The following is a 19,508-nucleotide window of genomic DNA, read 5'->3' as shown; positions in this document are numbered from 1 at the left end:
CCTCCGTCGACCACAATATTGTATATACAAAATAACCGACGAGCCCGCCCGTGACCATGCCCTGCGACACGCTCTGGCACAACGCGCACCTGATGACCCTGGACGCCGACGACGGCGGACTGGGCCTGGTCCGCGACGGCGTGGTCGCCTGCCGCGACGGACGCATTGTCTATGCAGGCGCCGCGGCGCGGTTGCCGGAACCCTTGTCCGCGCAGCACAGCGTGGACTGTGGCGGGCGCTGGATCGGTCCGGGCCTGATCGACTGCCATACCCACCTGGTCTACGCCGGCAACCGCGCCGGCGAGTTCGAGCAGCGCCTGCTCGGCGCCAGCTACGCCGACATCGCCCGCGCCGGCGGCGGCATCGTTTCCACCGTGCGCGCCACCCGTGCCGCCGACGACGCCGCGCTGCTTGCCGCGAGCCTGCCGCGGCTGGATGCGCTGCTCGCCGAAGGCGTGACCACGGTGGAGATCAAGTCCGGCTACGGGCTGACCCTGGACGACGAACTGCGCATGCTGCGCGTGGCGCGGCGCCTGGGCGAAGTGCGTCCGGTCGCGGTATCGCCGACCTTCCTCGGCGCGCACGCGGTGCCGCCCGGTGCCGAGGCGCAGGCTTACATCGACGAGGTCTGCGAGCGGATGATCCCTGCCGTCGCCGCGCAAGGCCTGGCCGAGGCGGTGGACGTGTTCTGCGAGCATCTGGCCTTCACCCCGGCGCAGACCGAGCAGGTGTTCCAGGCCGCGCAACGCCACAGCCTGGCGCTGAAGATCCATGCCGAGCAGTTGTCCAACCAGGGCGGCGCGGCGCTGGCGGCGCGCTACGGCGCGCGTTCGGCCGACCACGTGGAATACCTCGACGACGCCGGCATCGCGGCGATGGCCGCGGCCGGCACCGTGGCGGTGCTGCTGCCCGGCGCGTTCTACTTCACCCGCGACACGCAGCTGCCGCCGATCGCCGCACTGCGCGCCGCCGGCGTGCCGCGCGCGCTGGCCACCGACTGCAATCCCGGCACCTCGCCGCTGACCAGCCCGCTGCTGGCGATGAACCTGGCGGCGACGCTGTTCCGCATGAGCGTGGCCGAATGCATTGCCGGCTTCACCCGCGAGGCGGCACGCGCGCTCGCACGCCAGGACCAGGTCGGCCGACTGCGCGCCGGACTGCAGTGCGACCTGGCGATCTGGGACATCGAACAACCGGCCGAACTGGTCTACCGCATGGGCTTCAACCCGCTGCATGCGCGCATCTGGAGGGGACAATGAGCAACGAGATCGTGCTGCGCCCGGGCGCAGTGAGCCTGGCGCAATGGCGCGCCGTGTACCGCGGCGCCAGCGTGCGTCTGGATGCCGGCTGCGCCGAGACGGTGCTGCGCAGCGCGCAGACGGTGGAAGCGATCGTCGCCAAGGGCGCGCCGGTGTATGGCATCAATACCGGTTTCGGCAAGCTGGCCAGCGTGCGCATCGAGCGCGAGGACCTGGACGCCTTGCAGCGCAATATCGTGCTGTCGCATGCGGCCGGAGTCGGCGCGCCGATGCCGCTGCCGGTGGTGCGGCTGATGCTGGCGCTGAAGCTGGCCAGCCTGGCGCAGGGCGCCTCCGGCGTGCGACCGGCCACGCTGGCGCTGCTGGAAGCGCTGTTGCGCCATGACGTAATCCCGGTGGTGCCGTGCCAGGGCTCGGTCGGCGCCTCCGGCGACCTGGCGCCGCTGGCGCACCTGGCCACGGTGATGATCGGCGTCGGCGAGGCCTTCGTCGGCGGCAAGCGCATGCCGGCCGCGCAGGCTCTGGCGCAGGCCGGGCTGCAGCCGCTGGCGCTGGGCGCCAAGGAAGGCCTGGCGCTGCTCAACGGCACCCAGTTTTCCACCGCCTACGCGTTGGCAGGGCTGTTCGAGATCGAGCGCGTGTTCCATGCCGCCCTGGTCGCCGGCGCGCTGTCCACCGAGGCGGCGAAAGGCTCGGACACCCCATTCGATCCGCGCATCCACGCCCTGCGCGGCCAGCACGGGCAGATCGCCACCGCCGCGGCGCTGCGCGCGCTGATGCAGGGTTCTGCGATCCGCGATTCGCATCGCGACAACGACGTGCGCGTGCAGGATCCGTACTGCCTGCGCTGCCAGCCGCAGGTGATGGGCGCGGCGCTGGACGTGATGCGCCAGGCCGCGAGCACGCTGGCGATCGAAGCCAACGGCGTATCCGACAATCCGCTGGTGTTCAGCGATACCGGCGAGGCGCTGTCCGGCGGCAACTTCCACGCCGAGCCGGTGGCCTTCGCCGCCGACATGCTGGCGTTGGCGGTGTGCGAGATCGGTTCGATCAGCGAGCGCCGCGTCGCCATGCTGGTGGATCCGGCGCTGTCCGGATTGCCGGCGTTCCTGACCCCCAAGCCGGGGTTGAACTCGGGTTTCATGATCCCGCAGGTCACCGCCGCGGCGCTGGTGTCGGAGAACAAGCAGCGTGCCTACCCGGCCAGCGTCGATTCGATTCCGACCTCGGCCAACCAGGAAGACCACGTCTCGATGGCCGCGCACGGCGCGCGGCGGCTGCTGGCGATGGCCGAGAACGCGGCCAACGTGGTCGGCATCGAATTGCTTGCCGCCGCGCAGGGCTGCGATTTCCATGCACCGCTGAGCTCCAGCGCCGCGCTGGAAGCGGCACGCGCCCTGCTGCGCGCGCAGGTACCGGCGCTGCAGGACGACCGCTATTTCCATCCGGACATGCTGGCCGCCACGGCGCTGGTGCGCGATGGCGCGCTGGCGGAGGCGGTGGACGTGTCCCTCCCGGATGCGACGTCCGGATCATGATCCCTGTAGGAGCGGCTTCAGCCGCGACCGGGCTTTACCGGTGACGCCCGGTCGCGGCTGAAGCCGCTCCTACAGAAAAGCGAGGCCCCACATGACCACCCTGCCCGACTGGCTCACCCTGCACCGCGGCGACGCGCCGCTGATCCTCAGCTTTCCGCATACCGGCACCGAGTTGCCGGCAGCGCTGGCCGAGCGTTTCGTGTCGCCGTGGCTGGCGCAACGCGATGCCGACTGGTGGGTGGATCAGCTGTACGCCTTCGCCACCGCGCTCGGCGCCACCACGCTGCGCACCGCGATCTCGCGTTCGGTCATCGACGTCAATCGCGATCCCGGCGGCGCCTCGCTGTATCCCGGGCAGAACACCACCGGCCTGTGCCCGCTGACCACCTTCGACGCGCAACCCTTGTATCGCCCCGGCGCCGAGCCGGACGCGGACGAGATCGCCGCGCGCCGCGCGCAATGGTTCGATCCCTACCATGCCGCGCTCGATGCGGAGATCGAGCGCCTGCGCGCGCAGCATCCGGCCATCGTGGTCTACGACGCGCATTCGATCCGCTCGCGCATCCCGCACCTGTTCGACGGCGAACTGCCGCAGTTCAATATCGGCAGCGCGGGACCTTCCGGCGCGAACGACACCAGTTGTGCCCCCGCGCTGGCCGATGCGGTCGAACGGGTCTGCGCCGGCAGCGGCTTCAGCCACGTGCGCAACGGCCGTTTCAAGGGCGGCTGGAGCACGCGCCACCACGCCGCACCGCAGCGCGGCGTGCATGCGATCCAGATGGAACTGGCCTGCCGCGGCTACATGCACGAACCGGCCGAGGTGTCGCCGGACAACTGGCCCTCGCCCTGGCGGCCGGAGTACGCCGCGCCGCTGCGCGCGGTGCTGCAGCAGGTGCTGCTGGCATGCCTGGACTTCGCGCGCTCCCCGCCAGCACCCGCACCGCTCCCCACGCAGGCTTGACGCTGCGCATCCTTCGCAAACCCCGCACCGGCATGTGCGGACTTTCAGATCAAGGAATCCGCATGACCCGCCTCGACACCACCCGCACCATCCAAGCGCCCACCGGCAGCACCCTCACCTGCAAGAGCTGGCTGACCGAAGCGCCGCTGCGCATGCTGATGAACAACCTGCACCCGGACGTGGCCGAACGCCCGCAGGAACTGGTGGTGTACGGCGGCATCGGCCGCGCCGCGCGCGACTGGGAATCCTTCGACGCGATCGTGGCCGCGCTCAGGCGCCTGGACGACGACCAGACCCTGCTGGTGCAGTCCGGCAAGCCGGTCGGCGTGTTCCGCACGCACGCCGATGCGCCGCGCGTGCTGATCGCCAATTCCAACCTGGTGCCGCGCTGGGCCACCTGGGACCATTTCAACGAGCTGGATAAAAAGGGCCTGGCGATGTACGGCCAGATGACCGCCGGCAGCTGGATCTACATCGGCGCGCAAGGCATCGTCCAGGGCACCTACGAAACCTTCGTCGAAATGGGCCGCCAGCACTACAACGGCAGCCTGGCCGGCAAGTGGCTGTTCACCGGCGGGCTGGGCGGCATGGGCGGCGCGCAGCCGCTGGCCGCGGTGATGGCCGGCGCCTCGTGCCTGGCGGTGGAATGCCGCAAGAGCAGCATCGACATGCGCCTGCGCACCGGCTATCTGGATACGTGGACCGACGACCTGGACGAAGCGCTGCGCCTGATCGAGGAATCGTGCACGGCGAAGAAGCCGCTGTCGGTCGGCCTGCTCGGCAATGTCGCCGACGTGCTGGACGAACTGCTGGTCCGCGGGGTCAAGCCGGACCTGCTGACCGATCAGACCTCCGCGCACGATCCGGTCAACGGCTACCTGCCGCAGGGCTGGAGCGTCGAGCAGTGGGACGAAAAGCGCGCCAGCGCGCCGAAGGAAGTCGAGGCCGCCGCGCGCGACTCGATGGCCAACCACATCCGCGCCATGCTCGCCTTCCATGCGCTGGGCGTGCCGACCGTGGACTACGGCAACAACCTGCGGCAGATGGCGCTGGAAGAAGGCGTCGAGAATGCCTTCGACTTCCCCGGCTTCGTGCCCGCCTACATCCGCCCGCTGTTCTGCCGCGGCATCGGCCCGTTCCGCTGGGCGGCGCTGAGCGGCGACCCGGAGGACATCGCCAAGACCGACGCCAAGGTCAAGGAACTGATTCCGGACAACCCGCACCTGCACCGCTGGCTGGACATGGCCGCCGAGAAGATCAAGTTCCAGGGCCTGCCGGCGCGCATCTGCTGGGTCGGCCTGGGCGATCGCGACCGGCTGGGTCTGGCGTTCAACGCGATGGTGGCCAACGGCGAACTGAAGGCGCCGGTGGTGATCGGCCGCGACCACCTGGATTCGGGCAGCGTCGCCTCGCCCAACCGCGAGACCGAGGCGATGGCCGACGGCTCTGACGCAGTCTCCGACTGGCCGCTGCTCAATGCCCTGCTCAACACCGCCAGCGGCGCGACCTGGGTCTCGCTGCACCACGGCGGCGGCGTCGGCATGGGCTTCTCCCAGCACGCCGGCATGGTCATCGTCTGCGACGGCAGCGAAGCCGCCGCCAAGCGCATCGCCCGCGTGCTGTGGAACGACCCGGCCAGCGGCGTGATGCGGCATGCGGACGCGGGGTATGAGATCGCGGTGCAATGCGCGAAGGAGAAAGGGCTGGATCTGCCGGGAATTCTGCGCTGATCGCGTGCCGCTTGGACGGGTGCCGGTCACTAACGGCACCCGCCTGCGTTGTGTAGCGCCGAGCATGCTCGGCTCAATGGGTCCGCGTGCACGATGCCTGCTACAAGAGCGGCCGCAACGGCGCGGCTACACACGCTTGACCCTGTCCGCTGTCGTGAAGATGATGCGCCATCGCCGCCGATGGATCACCGCGATGTATCGCGCCCTTGCTGCCGCACTGCTCTGCACCCTGCTCGGCAGCCTGCCTGTTTCGGCTCGGGACACCTCGCACGACCTCGCCTGGCAGTTGGACGCCCAGCTGCAGGCCAACCGCGAACGCTATGGCATCGCCGGTCAGGCGGTGCTGGTCGCACACAACGGCCAGGTGCTCTACCGGGGCGCCAGCGGCGAACGCGATCGGGCTACCCATGCGCCGGCCACCGTCGATTCCGTCTTCGCCGCGCAGTCGATGGCCAAGCTGTTGACCAGCACGCTGGTGATGCAACTGGTGGATCAGGGCACGGTGGAGCTGGATGCCCCGGCAAGCCGCTACGTCCCGGACCTGCCGGCCGCATGGCAGGCGATCCACGTGCGCGACTTCCTCAATCACAGCTCCGGCATTGCCGAATACTACGAGCGTGTGGACAACCGCTGGGTGAGCAAGGGCTACCCTGGGGTGGCGCCCGACCTTGCCGCTGCATTCAAGGTTGCCGGCGCGGCGCCGATGCAGTTCGCCACCGGCAGCCGCGTGCAGTACACGCAGGCCAACTATCTGGTGCTGACTGCCCTGCTGGAAGCGCATTACCGCAAGCCCTACCCCGCCATCGCACGCGAACGCATCCTGCAGCCACTGCGGATGCGCAGCACGTCGTGGGGTCTGGCCGGCGTCCCGCGGGATCGCGCGGCCGTGCCGTACCTCGGCAAGGACGGCACGCTGCAGCCGGCCGATGAAGACCCCTGGCCGAGCTACGGCTGGGGCCACGCCGATCTGCAGACCACCGTCGGTGACATGAACCGCTTCCTGCAGGCGCTGGCCAACGGCAAGCTGGTGCGCACGGCGACCCTGGAAAGACTGTGGCAACCGCAGACGCTGGCCGGCGGCGGCAGCAACTTCTTCTCCACCGGTTGGGATACCACCCGCAGCGATGGCTACACCCAGGTCGGCCACGATGGCGGCACCCGCGTGCGGGCGAGACTCGCCTACAAGGGCAGCCTGGCCAACGGCTACTGGATATTCGTGTACTTCACCAACGGCAGCGCCCGCAATGTCTGGTCCAGCACGCTGGTGGAAAGCACGATGGCGCAGGTCGCGCCGAAGGAGTTCCCGCATGCGGTCCTGTCCGAACGCTTGATCGCCTATGCGATGGACGAAAGCGCCAACGCTGCCGACGCCATGCATGCGTGGCTGCGCGACAGCGACGGCGTCCCCGCCAACGAACGGGAGCGCGCGATCAATGCCAGCGGCTACGCCATCCGCGAGAGCCTCGGTGCAGGCAGGGCGTTGAAGGTATTCACCCTGAACACCGAGCTGTATCCGGACTCGGCCAACGCCTGGGACAGCCTGGCCGAATGCCACGCTGCGCTGGGCGATGCCGAGATCGCCAAGGCGCTGTACGCGAAGTCGAAGGCGCTGTCCAAGCCCGCTCCGTAGAGAACAACGCTCGCTCGACAATCGCCCGCCGCGGGCCAGCCTTCCGCCCAATGCGGCGCATGCCACCCACGCGTTCGAGCGAACCCGACGCGGTGAAAAACACACCGGCCGGCGCGTAGCCGGAACGCCGTCACGCATCGCGACAGTCGGGCTCAAGATCGCCCAACCGGCGCCGACAAAGGATGCAACGTTTCGAGGAGCCTTCATGGGCATCCTGATCTACCTGACTCCCGCCGTCGCGCTCTGGGCGATCACCGCCAGCGTTCTCGCCTGGATCTTTTTCGGCCGCCTGCGCCGCGAGCAACAACAACAGGCGAGCGTGCAGGACAGCCTCGCCCGCCACCAGGCCGCGCTATCGCAGATGAAGGCGCGCGCGGCCATCAGCGCGCGCGAGCTGGAGACGCTGCAACAGGCCTATGCGAGCCTGCGGAAGACGCTGGAACTGCAGACGCAGGAAGCGGCGCCGGCCGAGCAGGCCGTGGAGCGGCCACCGGTGTCGATCCTGGTGATGGAACATCTGGACATCTCCGCCGAGATCGGCACGCTGCTCGCGCACGTGGCACGGGTCGCCCGCAGCATCCGCCGTTACAGCGCCTACAGCCGCGGCCACAACGGACCGGAGCTGAGCAGCGCGCGTTACGACCTGCATTGGCTCTCCGATTGCCTGCACAGCCTGGACCAGATCGGTCACGCCCTGGCCAGGGGCAACGTGGATACCCTGACCGCCGCCTGCACCGAGCTGCTGTCGATGTACGAGCAATACCTGAAGGACGGCTCCGGCTACAACAGCCGCGACACCTTCCAGCGGCTGAGCAGCCACGTTCCGCTCGCCGACGTGACCGACGCGATCCGCTCGATCGCCGCCAAGGCGTCGCTGGCGCGGCAGGCGCAGCCGCAGGCCATCGCAGCGCTGCAGCCGGCACCGGTGGCCTGAAGCTCCGCCAGCGGGCGGACTGGCGAGTCCGGCGCCCGCGTTGACCGGACCGTGCGCGCGTGCTGTGATGCGTCCCGGTCAGGGCGGGAGCAACGACATGGCAGACATCAAGGCGGCCTTCGAAAAAGCGGCCAAGGACATCAAGCAGCGCGAGGAGCGTCCCGACAACGACACCCTGCTGCGCCTGTACGCGCTGTACAAACAGGGCGCGGAAGGCGACGTCGCCGGCGCCAAGCCGGGCTTCTTCGACTTCGTCGGCACCGCCAAGTACGAGGCCTGGGCCAAGCTCAAGGGCATGCCGCAGGCCGAGGCGCAGAAGAAGTACGTGGACCTGGTGAAGAAGCTGCTGGCCTGATGGCGCGCGACACCCGCCGGCGCATTCTCGACACGGCCCTGGCGATGTTCAACGCGCAGGGCGAGCCACACGTCACCACCAACCATATCGCCGACGAGCTGGAGATCAGCCCGGGCAATCTGTACTACCACTTCCGCAACAAGGACGACATCATCGAGCACCTGTTCGCGCGCTACGAGGAGCGCATGGACGCGGCGCTGGAGTTGCCGGGCGCGCGCCTGCCCGGGCTGGAGGACATCTGGCTGCAACTGCACCTGGTGTTCGAGTGCATCTGGGACTACCGCTTCCTGTATCGCGATCTGAACGAGATCCTCAGCCGCAGCCGGCGCCTGCGCCTGCGCTTCGCGCGCATCCTGCGCCGTGCCGACGACAGCACCCAGGCGGTGTTCCAGGGGCTGGCGCAGGCCGGAGCGATGCGCGCCACCGCACAGGAACTGGGCGGCATCGCCACCAACGTGCTGGTGGTGGCCACGTTCTGGCTCAACTACGCCGCCGCGCGCGGCGAGAAGGACGAGCAACTGGCGATCCGCCAGGGCATCGTGCAGGTGATGCTGCTGATCAGCCCGTTCCTGCGCGAGACCGAGCGCACCCACCTGGCCACGCTGATGCAGGCCTATCTGGACTGAGCGCGGGACCCGCTCTCGGCGGGCGGCGGCGACGCAGAATGGCTGCTGCGCCGCGCGCATCGATTCGCCAAGCGCCGCCGGCATCGGCTAGGCTTGCCGCCCCGCCCTCGCCACCCGGAATCCGCGTGAGAACCGTCGTCGCCACCCGCTACGTAACCCCGTTGCGCGAAGGCGGCTCGCTGCCCGCGGTGGTCGAGGCCGACGACGACGGCCTGTACGTGCTGAAGTTCCGCGGCGCCGGACAAGGACCCAAGGCGCTGATCGCCGAACTGTTGGGCGGCGAGCTGGCGCGCGTGCTGGGCCTGCCGATGCCGGAACTGGTGTTCGCGCTGCTCGACCGCGAATTCGCGCGCACCGAGCCGGATCCGGAAATCCAGGATCTGATCCGCGCCAGCGAGGGCCTGAACCTGGCACTGGACTATCTGCCCGGGGCAATCAACTACGATCCGGCGGCCTTGCGTCCGGACCCGGCATTGGCCTCGGCGATCGTCTGGTTCGACGCCTTCGTCACCAACGTCGATCGCACCGCGCGCAATACCAACCTGATGGTCTGGCACGGCAAGCTGATGCTGATCGACCACGGCGCGGCGCTGTATTTCCACCACGACTGGGAGCACGCCGGCAGCGCCTGCGCCTCGCCGTTCGCGCGCATCCGCGACCATGTGCTGCTGCCCTACGCCAGCGCCATCGCCCAGGCCGACGCGGCGCTGGCGCCGCGGCTGACCGATGCGGTCATCGACGCCATCGTGGCGCAGATCCCGGACGCGTGGCTGCAGGCCGAAGCCAGCTTCGCGCACGTGGACGCGCACCGCCAGGCCTATGCCGACTACCTGAAACGGCGGCTGGCGCTGCGCGCCGCATTCGTCGAGGAGGCGCTCCGTGCCCACGCTGCACACGTATGACTACGCGATCATCCGCGTGGTGCCGCGGGTGGAGCGCGAGGAATTCGTCAACGTCGGGGTGATCGTGTCGTGCCCGACCTCCAGGCTGCTGCATGCCGCGATCGAACTGGAGCCGGCGCGGCTGCACGCACTGGACCCGACCCTGGACATCGAACGCCTGCGCCCCTACCTGGATGCGATCCCGGCGATCTGCCGCGGCGACGCCGATGCCGGCCCGATCGCACAATTGCCGCCGCGCGCGCGCTTCCACTGGCTGACCGCGCGACGCAGCTCCATCATCCAGATGTCTTCGGCGCATGTCGGCCGCACCACCGAGCCCGAGCGCGTGGTCGAACATCTGCTCGAGCGCATGGTGCGGACGCCGCGCTAGCTCGCCGACGTTGTCGCCAGCATCTATCGGCATATTGGTGAATCGAACGGGCAGCCCTGTTACTGCCTGCCGCAAGCCCCTGTAGGAGCGGCTTCAGCCGCGACAGACTCCACGCCGCGTCACCCGCACTACGGCGCCGCACCCGAAGCGCTCCCGCGTCCGATAACGGTGCCGTTCGCTGCTACTGCGCGCGTGCGCTGCGCTTCGCCGCGCGGCGCGGCGCAGCGGTCTTCTTGCTCGCCCGCTTGGCGGTCTTGGTCGCCGCCGGCCGCTTGCGCGACGTGGCCCGCGGCTTGGGCTGCAGGCCGAGCTTGACCAGCACCGGCTGCAGCCGCGCCTCGACTTCGGCGCTCAACGGTTGCACCTGGCCGCGCAGCGCCGCGGCACCTTCGCGCACGCTGCTCTCGGCGTCGTCGGCCAGCTGCGCCACCAGCGCTTTCAAGGTGTTCGCGCCGCTGGCGGCATCGGCGGCCGCAGCCAGCGCACGCTTGCGGGTCAACGACACCAGACCCAGGCCGGCCAGCCACAGATGCCGCGGCGCCAGGGCCTCGGACCGGCGGACGGAGGTGGAACGCTTCTTGGTCGCCATCGCAGCTCTCCTTTGAGGTGCCGACAGCGGCACCGATGCGACGCATGCTGGCGGCAGCGGCTTGAGCAAACACACTATCCGCAGTGCAGCTTGCCAGCCAGCGATCGCGGCGCCATGCTCGGCGCGAACTTCAGGGAGGCCAGGCATGGCAGCAAAACCGACCGCATGGGCGCCGTTTCCGTACGACGCCACCGCCTACGCCTATCCGGGCGAGGCGCTGAAGAAAGCCTGGCCCAAGCTGCACGCCGGCGACCGCGAACCGTACCCGGATCTGGCCCGCGCGCAGGCGCTGCTCGCCGCCGCCGGCAAGGCCGGCAAGGGCCACGATGCGCAGACGCTGTCGGCGGCGCTGATCGAGGCCTGGCGCGCCTTCCATCAGGGCCAATTCCAGCAGGCCTACACCGCTGGACAGGCCTTGGGCGTGTTCGGCGCTTCGGTCGCGGTCAAGGCGCTGGGCATCCACGCCAGCTACCTGGTCGACGACGACAAGGAAAAACTGCAGCGCCTGCAGCAGGCCGCGACGCTGGCCGAAGCGGCGATCGCCGCGCTGCCGGACGAGGCCAACAGCCACTATCGCCACGCGTTCGCGCTGGGCCGTTACAGCCAGGGGCTGAGCATCGTCAAGGCGCTCAAGCAAGGCATCGCCGGCAAGGTGCGGCAATCGCTGGAGGCCGCGCTGGAACTGGAACCCAAGCACGCCGAGGCGCACATGGCGCTGGCGCTGTACCACGCCGAGATCATCGGCAAGGTCGGCGCGATGATCGGCGGCCTCACCTACGGGGCCAAGGCCGCGACCGCCGAGCAGCATATCCAGCAAGCGCTGAAGCTGACCCCGGATGCGCCGATCGCGCATGTCGAATACGCCAACGTGCTGTTGCTGCTGCACGGCGACAAGCGCGAGGACGCCGCCGCCGGCGCATTCGAAAAGGCGGCCAAGCTCAAGCCGCGCGACGCGATGGAAGCGCTGGACGCGGCGTTCGCGCGCGAGCAGTTGGAGTAGCGCGGCGCCGGCACGAGCCGTCGCGGTTCGCGCGCAGACACATAGGTAGGCGCAATTTCGGCCGCGACCGGCGCTAGCGGTAATGCCTGTCGGCTGGAGGGCACTCGAACAACTTCAGTCCGCAAGCTACGCGTAGCGCGTGTCGATGGCGTGGCGTTTTTCCTGTCGCGGCTGAAGCCGCTCCTACAGAAGCGCGGTGCGCCTGTTGTAGGAGCGGCTTCAGCCGCGACAGAAAGACGAAGTGGCCGTGATGCCAAGACATCCATGGAAACCCGCCCGCAATGCCATCGCGTGCGGCTTCACCGTCCCTCGGTTTTGCCGCACCCGCATGCGACACGCCAGGTACGGCAATGCATCCGCCGCACATGGCACGCCGCGCGCCGCACACCAGGCGACGGCGGGACGAACCCCGCACGCCCGCGCTGCCTTGGCGAAGCCTATGACGCCGGCAGCGCATAGGCGATCACGTAGTCACCCTTCTTGGTCTCCATGAAGTGATGGCCGGCGGCCACGATCACCAGGTATTCGCGGCCGCCGACCGCGTAGAGCATCGGCGTGGCCTGGCCGCCGGCCGGCAGCTTGGCCTGCCAGACGGTCTTGCCGGTGGACAGCGCGATGGCGCGGATCATGTCGTCGGTGGCCGCGGCGATGAAGATCAGGCCGCTGGCGGTAACCACCGCGCCGCCGTTGTTGGGCGTGCCGATCTCGATCGGCAGGCCGGAGTGGATGCCGAACGGGCCATTGCCACGGGCGCTGCCGAACGGGCGATCCCACAGGGTCTTGCCGCTGGCCAGATCGATCGCGCGGATGCCGCCGTAGGGCGGCTGCTTGCACAGCAGGCCGGTGAACGGCAGCCGCCAGCCGGCGTTGACGTTGATCGCGTACGGCGTGCCGGCCTGCGGATCGCCCGCGCCTTCGGCGCCGCCGGCATCGCCACGGACCTGGTCGCGCGGCGCCCAGCCCAGCTTGTCGGCCTTGGCCCGCGGAACCAGCCGGTTGTAGTTAGGCATGTCGTTGTAGTTGGCGACGATCACGCCGCGCTGCGGATCCACCGCAACGCTGCCCCAATCCGAACCGCCGTTATAGCCGGGATACTCGATCGAATGGCGAGCGACCTCCGGCGGCGTGTAGATGCCCTTGTAGCTGGCGCTGCGGAACTGGATGCGGCACACCAGTTGGTCGATCGGGGTGATGCCCCACATGTCGCGCTCGGTCAGATCCGGCTTGCGCAGCGAGTGGTAGAGCGAGAACGGCTGGGTCTTGGCGCGACGCTGCGGCTCCACCCCGCCGCCGGGTACCGCACGTTCCTCCACGCCGACCAAGGGCTTGCCGCTGCGCCGGTCCAGCACGTAGATCTCGCCCTGCTTGCTCGGCAGGATCACCGCCGGCACCTTGCCGCCGTCATGCGGGAAATCCACCAGCGTCGGCTGCGACCCCAGGTCGTAGTCCCACACGTCGATATGCGTGGTCTGGAAGTTCCACACCGGCTTGCCGGTGGTCACGTCCAGCGCCACCAGCGAGGTCGCGTAGCGGTCCTCGGCCGCGGTGCGCGAACTGCTCCAGTAATCGGCGCTGGAGTTGCCCATCGGCAGGTAGACGTAACCGAGCTGCTCGTCGCCCGCCGCCGAGGTCCACATGTTCGGCGTGCCGCGGGTCCAGCTCTGCCCCGGCGGCGGTGCGCCGTTCCAGTCCGGATGGGTCATGTCCCAGGCCCAACGCAGCTGGCCGGTCACCGCATCGAAGCCCTGGATCACGCCCGACGGCTCGTAGCGCTGCTGCCCGTCCAGCACCTGATGGCCGGTGACCAGCACGCCGCGCACGATGGTCGGCGGCGAATTGATCGAGACATAGCCCGGCGGCGTGTCGCCCATGCCGACGGTGATGTCGACCTGACCATGCGTGCCGAAGTCCTCGCAGGGCTTGCCGCTGGCGGCGTCGACCGCGATCAGGCGGCCGTCCAGGGTGCCCTCGATGATGCGGCTGCGGCAGGCGCGCTGCCCTTCTGCCAGCGCGGCCGGCGCCCCGCCGCCGCCCGGCGCAGGCGCTGCATTCGCCGCGTCAGGAACCTGGTAGTAGCTGACGCCGCGACAGGCCGCGGTGTAGGGAATGGATTTGTCCGCCACCTTGGGATCGTAGCGCCAGCGCTGCTTGCCGGTAGCGGCATCCAGTGCGATCAGCTGGTTGCGCGCGGTACACAGGTACAGGCTGTCGCCGATCTTCAGCGGCGTGGTCTCCGCGCCCCAGCGCTTGGCCGGCAGGTCGCCGGTGCGGAAGGTCCACGCGGTCCGCAACTGCGCCACGTTGTCGGGGGTGATCTGCCGCAGCGGCGTGTAGCGGCTGCCGGCATTGTCGTGCCCGTAGGCGGCCCAGTCCGCTTCGGCCGGCGCCTCGGCCGGCTGCGCCCCGGCACGCGGCACGGTCACCGCCGCCGCCATGCCGGCGGCGTGTGCGAGCATGCCGTCGGCCTCGGTGACGCCGTACGGCACGAAGGCCAGCGCGAAGGCAACCACGAAGACCAGCGCCAGTGCACCGGCCAGGCCACGCGAGAGGCCGCGCGACACCGGACGGTCCAGCCGCGGCAACAGCAGTGCCAGCAGCAGGCCCAGGAACACCATCAGGCCCATGCGCGGCACCCAGCGCCAGTAATCGGCGCCGGATTCCCACGCCGCCCACAGCAGCGACAGCGCGAAGGTCGCGGCGAACCACCACGCACCGCTGCGCCTACCGCGCGCCAGCAGCACGCCCGACAGCAGCAGGCCCAAGCCGCCGAACAGGTAATACCAGGAACCGCCCAGCGCCAGCAGCCACGCGCCGCCCGCCGCCAGCACCAAGCCGATCAGCGCGCATGCGCCGCCCAGCAGCCGCAGCGGCCAACCGCCGCGGCGTTGTGTTTGATCAAGATCGTTCATGAAAAATTCCTCGCAGGAAGCACCGCGCGGAACATCCGCAGCGGCATGAGCGCGTCGCGCCGCGGACCGTTATCCCAAGCGGGAAGTGAACGCTGCGCGTTCTATCGCGGCAAAAAAGGCGACATGCTGCGTTCCATCAGGATGCCAACGCGCGCGCGCCAGGGCGCGATCAGGTCGGGCTGGAAATCGGCCGGCAGTTTCAGGCAGGCATAGCCAGCGCCGACATCGTCCACAGCGATGAGGAAGCCGCGCTCGCGACAGCCCTGGAAGATGCGGGTCAGGTGCGTTTCATCGCGCACCTGCTCTGACTCGGCGGTTTCGAAGGCCGGGCGTTCGCTGGGGAAGCTGTAGCGCTGCGCGGCCTGCAGGGTCAGCTCCATGCAGGTGACCGGCTCGTACACGGCGTTGGGCAGGAAGTTAATCGACAGATAGCCCTGCAAGCCCAGACGTGCGGCGGTCTCGATTGCCTTCGGGCTTGTCCCGCAAACGGGATGCACTCTCCCTGGATGACCGGCTTATTTGGCCGCCCCATGCGCCCCATTGTTTGCTGCACACGCCACCGGCATTGGGCCAGGGCGCGTTCTTCCCTCTCTTTCAGGACGCATCAAGATGAGCAAGCTCGCAGGTAAAGTCGCCGTGGTCACCGGCGCATCCAAGGGGATCGGCACGGCGATCGCACTGGCCCTGGCGGCCGAAGGCGCCGCCGTGGTGGTGAACTACGCCTCCAGCCGCAGCGGTGCCGACGCGGTGGTGGAGCGCATCGTGAAGGCCGGCGGTCAAGCCCTGGCCGTCCAGGCCGACGTGGCCCAGGCCGAACAGGCGCAGGCGCTGATCGCCGCGACGCTGGAACGTTTCGGACGGCTCGACATCGTGGTCAACAACTCCGGCGTCTATGAGGTCGCGCCGCTGGAGGACATAACGCCGGCGCACTTCCACCGGCAGATGGACATCAACGTGCTGGGCCCGCTGCAGGTTACCCAGGCCGCCTCCAAACACCTGGGGACTGGCGCCAGCGTGATCAATATCGGCTCGCTGGTGAGCGTGCTGACCCCGCCGGGCATGGCGGTCTACTCGGCCACCAAGGGCGCGCTGGACGCGGTCACCGGCGTGCTGTCGGCCGAGCTGGGCCCGCGCGGCATCCGCGTCAACAGCATCAACCCCGGCATGGTCGATACCGAAGGCGCGCAGGCCGCGGGCTTCGTCGGTTCGGACTTCCAGACCCAACTGGTGGCGCGCACGCCGCTAGGCCGCATCGCCGCGCCGGACGATATCGCTGCGGTCGCGGTGTTCCTGGCCTCGGACGAGGCCCGTTGGGTGACCGGCGAGCAGATCAAGGCCGGCGGCGGCTTCAAGTAAGTCGTCAACGGTCGGTGGTCACCGCTCCGGTCAGGCGCGTGACCCGGGCGAGTCCTGTCGAACAGCAGCACGTCGCGCCGCCGCGGCAGTTCCTACCGATACATGCGGTGCGTGCACGTCGTGCAGTGGTAGCGGCAAGACGAAGTCCATGCACCGAACGGCGCCGACGGCTACCAGTCCTTCCTGACTCACCAGGCGACCGCGCTGCATCAGACCGATAGCGATCACGCGTGGGCGCTGCTCGTGGCCAATCCGTAGGCGATCGAAGGAAGGATGCTGCACTTGCGGGTTTGCAGAAACGACGACGCCGGCATTGTGCCGGCGTCGTCGTATGCCGCTCGCTGGCGCGATCAGCTTTCCGGCGGCAGCTCGCTGGCGACCTCGACCGTGCCGTCCTCGCCCACGATCGGCTCGACCGGCTCTTCTTCGACCAGCGAACCGTCCAGCCGCTCCACCGCCTGCAGCTTCTCGCCCTTGGACAGGCGGATCAGAGTCACGCCCTGGGTGTTGCGGCCGACGCGGGAGATCTCCGAGGCGCGGGTGCGCACCAGGGTGCCACCATCGGAGATCAGCAACACCTCGTCCTTGGTGCTCAGCAGCACCGCGCCGACCAGCTTGCCGTTGCGCTCGCTGGTCTGGATGCCGATCACGCCCTGCGTGCCGCGTCCCTTGCGCGGGTATTCGGCCAGCGGCGTGCGCTTGCCGTAACCGTTCTCGGTGGCGGTGAGGATGTAGGCATCGGGCTCGTCGCCGTTGCGCACCACGGCCTCGGCATCGACGTCGGCCTCCGTCTCCGGTGCGGTCTCGATGTCTTCGGCATCCTCGTCCTGGCCCAGGGCCGGCTCGGCCACGATCAGGCTGACCACGTATTCGCTCTTGGCCAGGCGGATGCCGCGCACGCCGCGGCTGCTGCGGCCGGTCGGCTTGACCCCGCCGCGGCTCTTGCGGCGCGGGCTGCGCGCGTCGTCGCCGTCCTCGACGGCTTCGGCCAGCGCGACCTCATCGTCGCCGTTGTCCTCGCCCGTGCCTTCGTCGAGGGCGCCGTCCTCGGCCTCGTCGTCCTTGGGCCGTTCGGAGAAGCGCACGGTCTTGCCGTTGGAGGCGAACAGCAGCACGTCGCGCTCGCCATCGGTCAGCGCCACGCCGACCAGGGCGTCGCCTTCGTCGAGGTTGATCGCGACCTTGCCGCGGCGCAACTGGAACGCGAACTCGCTCAGCGGGGTCTTCTTGACCATGCCGTTGCGGGTGGCGAAGAACACGTAGCGGCCGTCGGCGTATTCGCGCACCGGCAGCACCGCCTGCACGCGCTCGCCGTTCTCCAGCGGAATCCAGTTGATGATCGGGCGGCCGCGCGCGTTCGGGCCGGCCTCCGGCAGCTGGTACACCGGCAACCAGAACACCTTGCCGCTGCTGGTGAAGGTCAGCAGCGTGTCGTGGGTGTTGACCAGCCACAACTGGTCGATGAAATCCTCTTCCTTGGTCGCCGCCGCGCTGCGGCCGCGGCCGCCGCGGCGCTGCGCACGGTAGGCGCTGACCGGCTGGCGCTTGGCGTAACCGGCGTGCGACAGCGTCACCACCACGTCTTCCGGCGCGATCAGGTCGAGGATGTCAAGATCTTCCTCGCTGTGGCGGATCTCGGTGCGGCGCGCATCGCCGTATTCCTCGCGGATGCTGATCAGCTCCTCGCGGATCACCTGCAGCAGCACGTCGGGGTTTTCCAGGATCCGGATCAGCCCGGCGATCGCCTCCAGCAGTTGCTTGTATTCCTCGGTCAGGCGCTCCTGCTCCAGCCCGGTCAGGCGGTGCAGGCGCATTTCCAGGATCTGGGTGGCCTGCACTTCGGTCAGCTGATAGCCGCCGGCGACCAGGCCGGCGCCGATCGGCAGGTCTTCCGGCCGCGAGGCTTCGGCTCCGGCCGCGCCGAGCAGCGCGCCGACCAGACCCGGCTGCCAGGTCTTGGCCAGCATCCGCTCGCGCGCCTCGGTCGGGTTGGCCGAGGTCTTGATCAGCTCGATCATCTCGTCGATGTTGGCGAGCGCGACGGTCAGGCCTTCGAGGATGTGTGCGCGCGCGCGCGCCTTGCGCAGTTCGAAGATGGTGCGGCGGGTGACGACTTCGCGGCGGTGGCGGACGAACGCCTCCAGCATCTGCTTGAGGTTCAGCAGCTGCGGGCGGCCATCGACCAGCGCCACCATGTTGATGCCGAACACCGACTCCATCTGGGTCTGCTGGTACAGATTGTTCAGCACCACATCGGCGGCTTCGCCGCGCTTGATCTCGATGTAGATGCGCATGCCGTCCTTGTCGGACTCGTCGCGCAGTTCGCTGATGCCTTCCAGCTTCTTTTCCTTGACCAGCTCGGCGATCTTCTCGATCAGCCGCGCCTTGTTGACCTGGTACGGGATCTCGTTGACCACGATCGCCTCGCGGCCGTTGTCCTGGATCTCGATCTCGGCCTTGGCGCGCATGCGCACGCGGCCGCGGCCGGTGCGGTAGCCGGCGACGATGCCGCTGGTGCCGTTGACGATGCCGGCGGTGGGGAAATCCGGACCGGGGATGTATTCCATCAGCCCGTCGACGTCGATCTGCGGATTGTCGATCAGCGCCAGGCAGGCATTGATCGATTCGGTCAGGTTGTGCGGCGGAATGTTGGTCGCCATGCCCACCGCGATGCCGGCCGAACCGTTGACCAGCAGGCTCGGGAACCGGGTCGGCATGACCGTCGGCTCCAGTTCCTTCTCGTCGTAGTTGGGCTGGAAATCGACGGTTTCCTTGTCGATGTCGGCCATCATTTCGTGGGCGAGGCGCGACATGCGCGCCTCGGTGTAGCGCATCGCCGCCGCGGAGTCGCCGTCGACCGAGCCGAAGTTGCCCTGCCCGTCCACCATCAGGTAGCGCAGCGAGAACGGCTGCGCCATGCGCACCAGCGTGTCGTACACCGACTGGTCGCCGTGCGGGTGGTACTTGCCGATGACGTCGCCGACGATACGCGCCGACTTGTAGTAGGGCTTGTTGCTGTGCGCGCCCAGCTCGTTCATCGCGAACAACACGCGGCGATGCACCGGCTTGAGGCCGTCGCGCGCATCCGGGAGGGCACGCCCCACGATCACGCTCATCGCGTAATCGAGGTAGCTCTTGCGCATCTCGTCTTCCAGGTTGACCTGGATGATTTCCTTGGCGGATTCTGCCATTCGGGTTCCGTAAGTCTGGTGGCTAATCGACCAGGACGCCGGCCCGCGGCAAGCAGGCCTGCCGGCACCGAAAATCTACGGCGCGCAGCGGTCGATCGAACCGACCGATTCTACCATGACAGGCGCGCGAATGCCTGGTTTTTGCCGGCCCGAACAAG

Annotated in this window: 16 protein-coding genes; 12 read left to right on the top strand and 4 right to left on the bottom strand. The window is 68.9% G+C overall.

Annotation, left to right across the window (positions count from 1 at the left end; translation table 11 throughout):
• Positions 1-56: 56 nt before the first annotated feature.
• The 10 genes from hutI to AB3X08_RS10280 all read left to right on the top strand — a co-directional run bounded on the left by hutI (position 57) and on the right by AB3X08_RS10280 (position 10,305).
• Entirely contained in the window at positions 57-1,259 is a 1,203-nt protein-coding gene (gene hutI, locus AB3X08_RS10325) for an imidazolonepropionase (protein WP_369938508.1), read from the top strand.
• The gene (gene hutH / locus AB3X08_RS10320) at positions 1,256-2,797 is read left to right on the top strand and encodes a histidine ammonia-lyase (protein ID WP_369938063.1); all 1,542 of its coding nucleotides are present in this window, start codon (positions 1,256-1,258) and stop codon (positions 2,795-2,797) included. The genes hutI and hutH overlap by 4 nt, the downstream gene beginning before the upstream one ends.
• A gap of 91 nt (positions 2,798-2,888) precedes the next feature.
• Complete coding sequence (gene hutG, locus AB3X08_RS10315) at positions 2,889-3,758, top strand: N-formylglutamate deformylase (protein WP_369938062.1); 870 nt, start codon at positions 2,889-2,891, stop codon at positions 3,756-3,758.
• 62 nt (positions 3,759-3,820) lie between these two features.
• Positions 3,821-5,488 (top strand): urocanate hydratase, encoded by a 1,668-nt coding sequence (hutU, locus tag AB3X08_RS10310; protein ID WP_369938061.1) that lies wholly within the window; start codon positions 3,821-3,823, stop codon positions 5,486-5,488.
• A 193-nt stretch (positions 5,489-5,681) separates the two neighbouring features.
• Positions 5,682-7,118 carry a serine hydrolase domain-containing protein gene (locus AB3X08_RS10305; protein WP_369938060.1) on the top strand — a complete coding sequence of 479 codons (1,437 nt, stop codon included), beginning with the start codon at positions 5,682-5,684 and terminating at the stop codon, positions 7,116-7,118.
• Positions 7,119-7,323: 205 nt separating this feature from the next.
• Positions 7,324-8,052 carry a hypothetical protein gene (locus AB3X08_RS10300; RefSeq protein WP_369938059.1) on the top strand — a complete coding sequence of 243 codons (729 nt, stop codon included), beginning with the start codon at positions 7,324-7,326 and terminating at the stop codon, positions 8,050-8,052.
• A gap of 97 nt (positions 8,053-8,149) precedes the next feature.
• Positions 8,150-8,407: an acyl-CoA-binding protein gene (locus tag AB3X08_RS10295; RefSeq protein WP_184410100.1), complete on the top strand. Its 258-nt coding sequence runs from the start codon at positions 8,150-8,152 to the stop codon at positions 8,405-8,407.
• On the top strand, positions 8,407-9,033 hold the full coding sequence (locus tag AB3X08_RS10290; protein WP_369938058.1) for a TetR/AcrR family transcriptional regulator: 627 nt from the start codon (positions 8,407-8,409) through the stop codon (positions 9,031-9,033). Before AB3X08_RS10295 ends, AB3X08_RS10290 begins: the two co-directional genes overlap by 1 nt.
• A 125-nt stretch (positions 9,034-9,158) precedes the next feature.
• Entirely contained in the window at positions 9,159-9,935 is a 777-nt protein-coding gene (locus AB3X08_RS10285) for a HipA family kinase (protein ID WP_369938057.1), read from the top strand.
• On the top strand, positions 9,913-10,305 hold the full coding sequence (locus AB3X08_RS10280) for a DUF3037 domain-containing protein (protein ID WP_369938056.1): 393 nt from the start codon (positions 9,913-9,915) through the stop codon (positions 10,303-10,305). The genes AB3X08_RS10285 and AB3X08_RS10280 overlap by 23 nt, the downstream gene beginning before the upstream one ends.
• 181 nt (positions 10,306-10,486) lie before the next feature.
• Here the strand turns inward: AB3X08_RS10280 and AB3X08_RS10275 are convergent, their stop codons facing one another.
• A complete protein-coding gene (locus AB3X08_RS10275) occupies positions 10,487-10,894 on the bottom strand; it encodes a hypothetical protein (RefSeq protein WP_369938055.1) in 408 nt (135 codons plus the stop codon).
• Positions 10,895-11,039: 145 nt separating this feature from the next.
• Between AB3X08_RS10275 and AB3X08_RS10270 the strand changes: the two genes are divergently transcribed.
• A complete protein-coding gene (locus AB3X08_RS10270) occupies positions 11,040-11,894 on the top strand; it encodes a hypothetical protein (protein ID WP_369938054.1) in 855 nt (284 codons plus the stop codon).
• 437 nt (positions 11,895-12,331) lie between these two features.
• On the opposite strand, the gene AB3X08_RS10265 is transcribed toward AB3X08_RS10270, so the two are convergent.
• Both AB3X08_RS10265 and AB3X08_RS10260 read right to left on the bottom strand, forming a co-directional pair.
• On the bottom strand, positions 12,332-14,803 hold the full coding sequence (locus AB3X08_RS10265; protein WP_369938052.1) for a membrane-bound PQQ-dependent dehydrogenase, glucose/quinate/shikimate family: 2,472 nt from the start codon (positions 14,801-14,803) through the stop codon (positions 12,332-12,334).
• 101 nt (positions 14,804-14,904) lie between these two features.
• Positions 14,905-15,243 (bottom strand): EAL domain-containing protein, encoded by a 339-nt coding sequence (locus AB3X08_RS10260; protein WP_369938051.1) that lies wholly within the window; start codon positions 15,241-15,243, stop codon positions 14,905-14,907.
• Positions 15,244-15,412: 169 nt separating this feature from the next.
• Between AB3X08_RS10260 and AB3X08_RS10255 the strand changes: the two genes are divergently transcribed.
• Positions 15,413-16,159 (top strand): SDR family NAD(P)-dependent oxidoreductase, encoded by a 747-nt coding sequence (locus tag AB3X08_RS10255; RefSeq protein ID WP_369938049.1) that lies wholly within the window; start codon positions 15,413-15,415, stop codon positions 16,157-16,159.
• A gap of 350 nt (positions 16,160-16,509) precedes the next feature.
• Here AB3X08_RS10255 and gyrA read toward each other — a convergent pair whose 3' ends face one another.
• On the bottom strand, positions 16,510-19,350 hold the full coding sequence (gyrA, locus tag AB3X08_RS10250; RefSeq protein WP_369938048.1) for a DNA gyrase subunit A: 2,841 nt from the start codon (positions 19,348-19,350) through the stop codon (positions 16,510-16,512).
• Positions 19,351-19,508 lie beyond the last annotated feature (158 nt).

The sequence above is a fragment of the Xanthomonas sp. DAR 34887 genome (assembly GCF_041245805.1).
Taxonomy (GTDB): Bacteria; Pseudomonadota; Gammaproteobacteria; order Xanthomonadales; family Xanthomonadaceae; genus Xanthomonas_A; species Xanthomonas_A tesorieronis.
This window is presented reverse-complemented; position numbering and strand designations above follow the sequence as displayed.

Excerpts from the sequence above, each read along its gene's own strand:
- AB3X08_RS10300 (WP_369938059.1), top strand. The coding sequence starts at position 7,324 with ATGGGCATCCTGATCTACCTGACTCCCGCCGTCGCGCTCTGGGCGATC.
- AB3X08_RS10275 (WP_369938055.1), bottom strand. The coding sequence starts at position 10,894 with ATGGCGACCAAGAAGCGTTCCACCTCCGTCCGCCGGTCCGAGGCCCTG.
- AB3X08_RS10255 (WP_369938049.1), top strand. The coding sequence starts at position 15,413 with ATGAGCAAGCTCGCAGGTAAAGTCGCCGTGGTCACCGGCGCATCCAAG.
- hutU (WP_369938061.1), top strand. The coding sequence starts at position 3,821 with ATGACCCGCCTCGACACCACCCGCACCATCCAAGCGCCCACCGGCAGC.
- AB3X08_RS10270 (WP_369938054.1), top strand. The coding sequence starts at position 11,040 with ATGGCAGCAAAACCGACCGCATGGGCGCCGTTTCCGTACGACGCCACC.
- hutI (WP_369938508.1), top strand. The coding sequence starts at position 57 with ATGCCCTGCGACACGCTCTGGCACAACGCGCACCTGATGACCCTGGAC.
- AB3X08_RS10265 (WP_369938052.1), bottom strand. The coding sequence starts at position 14,803 with ATGAACGATCTTGATCAAACACAACGCCGCGGCGGTTGGCCGCTGCGG.
- AB3X08_RS10295 (WP_184410100.1), top strand. The coding sequence starts at position 8,150 with ATGGCAGACATCAAGGCGGCCTTCGAAAAAGCGGCCAAGGACATCAAG.
- gyrA (WP_369938048.1), bottom strand. The coding sequence starts at position 19,350 with ATGGCAGAATCCGCCAAGGAAATCATCCAGGTCAACCTGGAAGACGAG.
- hutH (WP_369938063.1), top strand. The coding sequence starts at position 1,256 with ATGAGCAACGAGATCGTGCTGCGCCCGGGCGCAGTGAGCCTGGCGCAA.
- hutG (WP_369938062.1), top strand. The coding sequence starts at position 2,889 with ATGACCACCCTGCCCGACTGGCTCACCCTGCACCGCGGCGACGCGCCG.
- AB3X08_RS10305 (WP_369938060.1), top strand. The coding sequence starts at position 5,682 with ATGTATCGCGCCCTTGCTGCCGCACTGCTCTGCACCCTGCTCGGCAGC.
- AB3X08_RS10290 (WP_369938058.1), top strand. The coding sequence starts at position 8,407 with ATGGCGCGCGACACCCGCCGGCGCATTCTCGACACGGCCCTGGCGATG.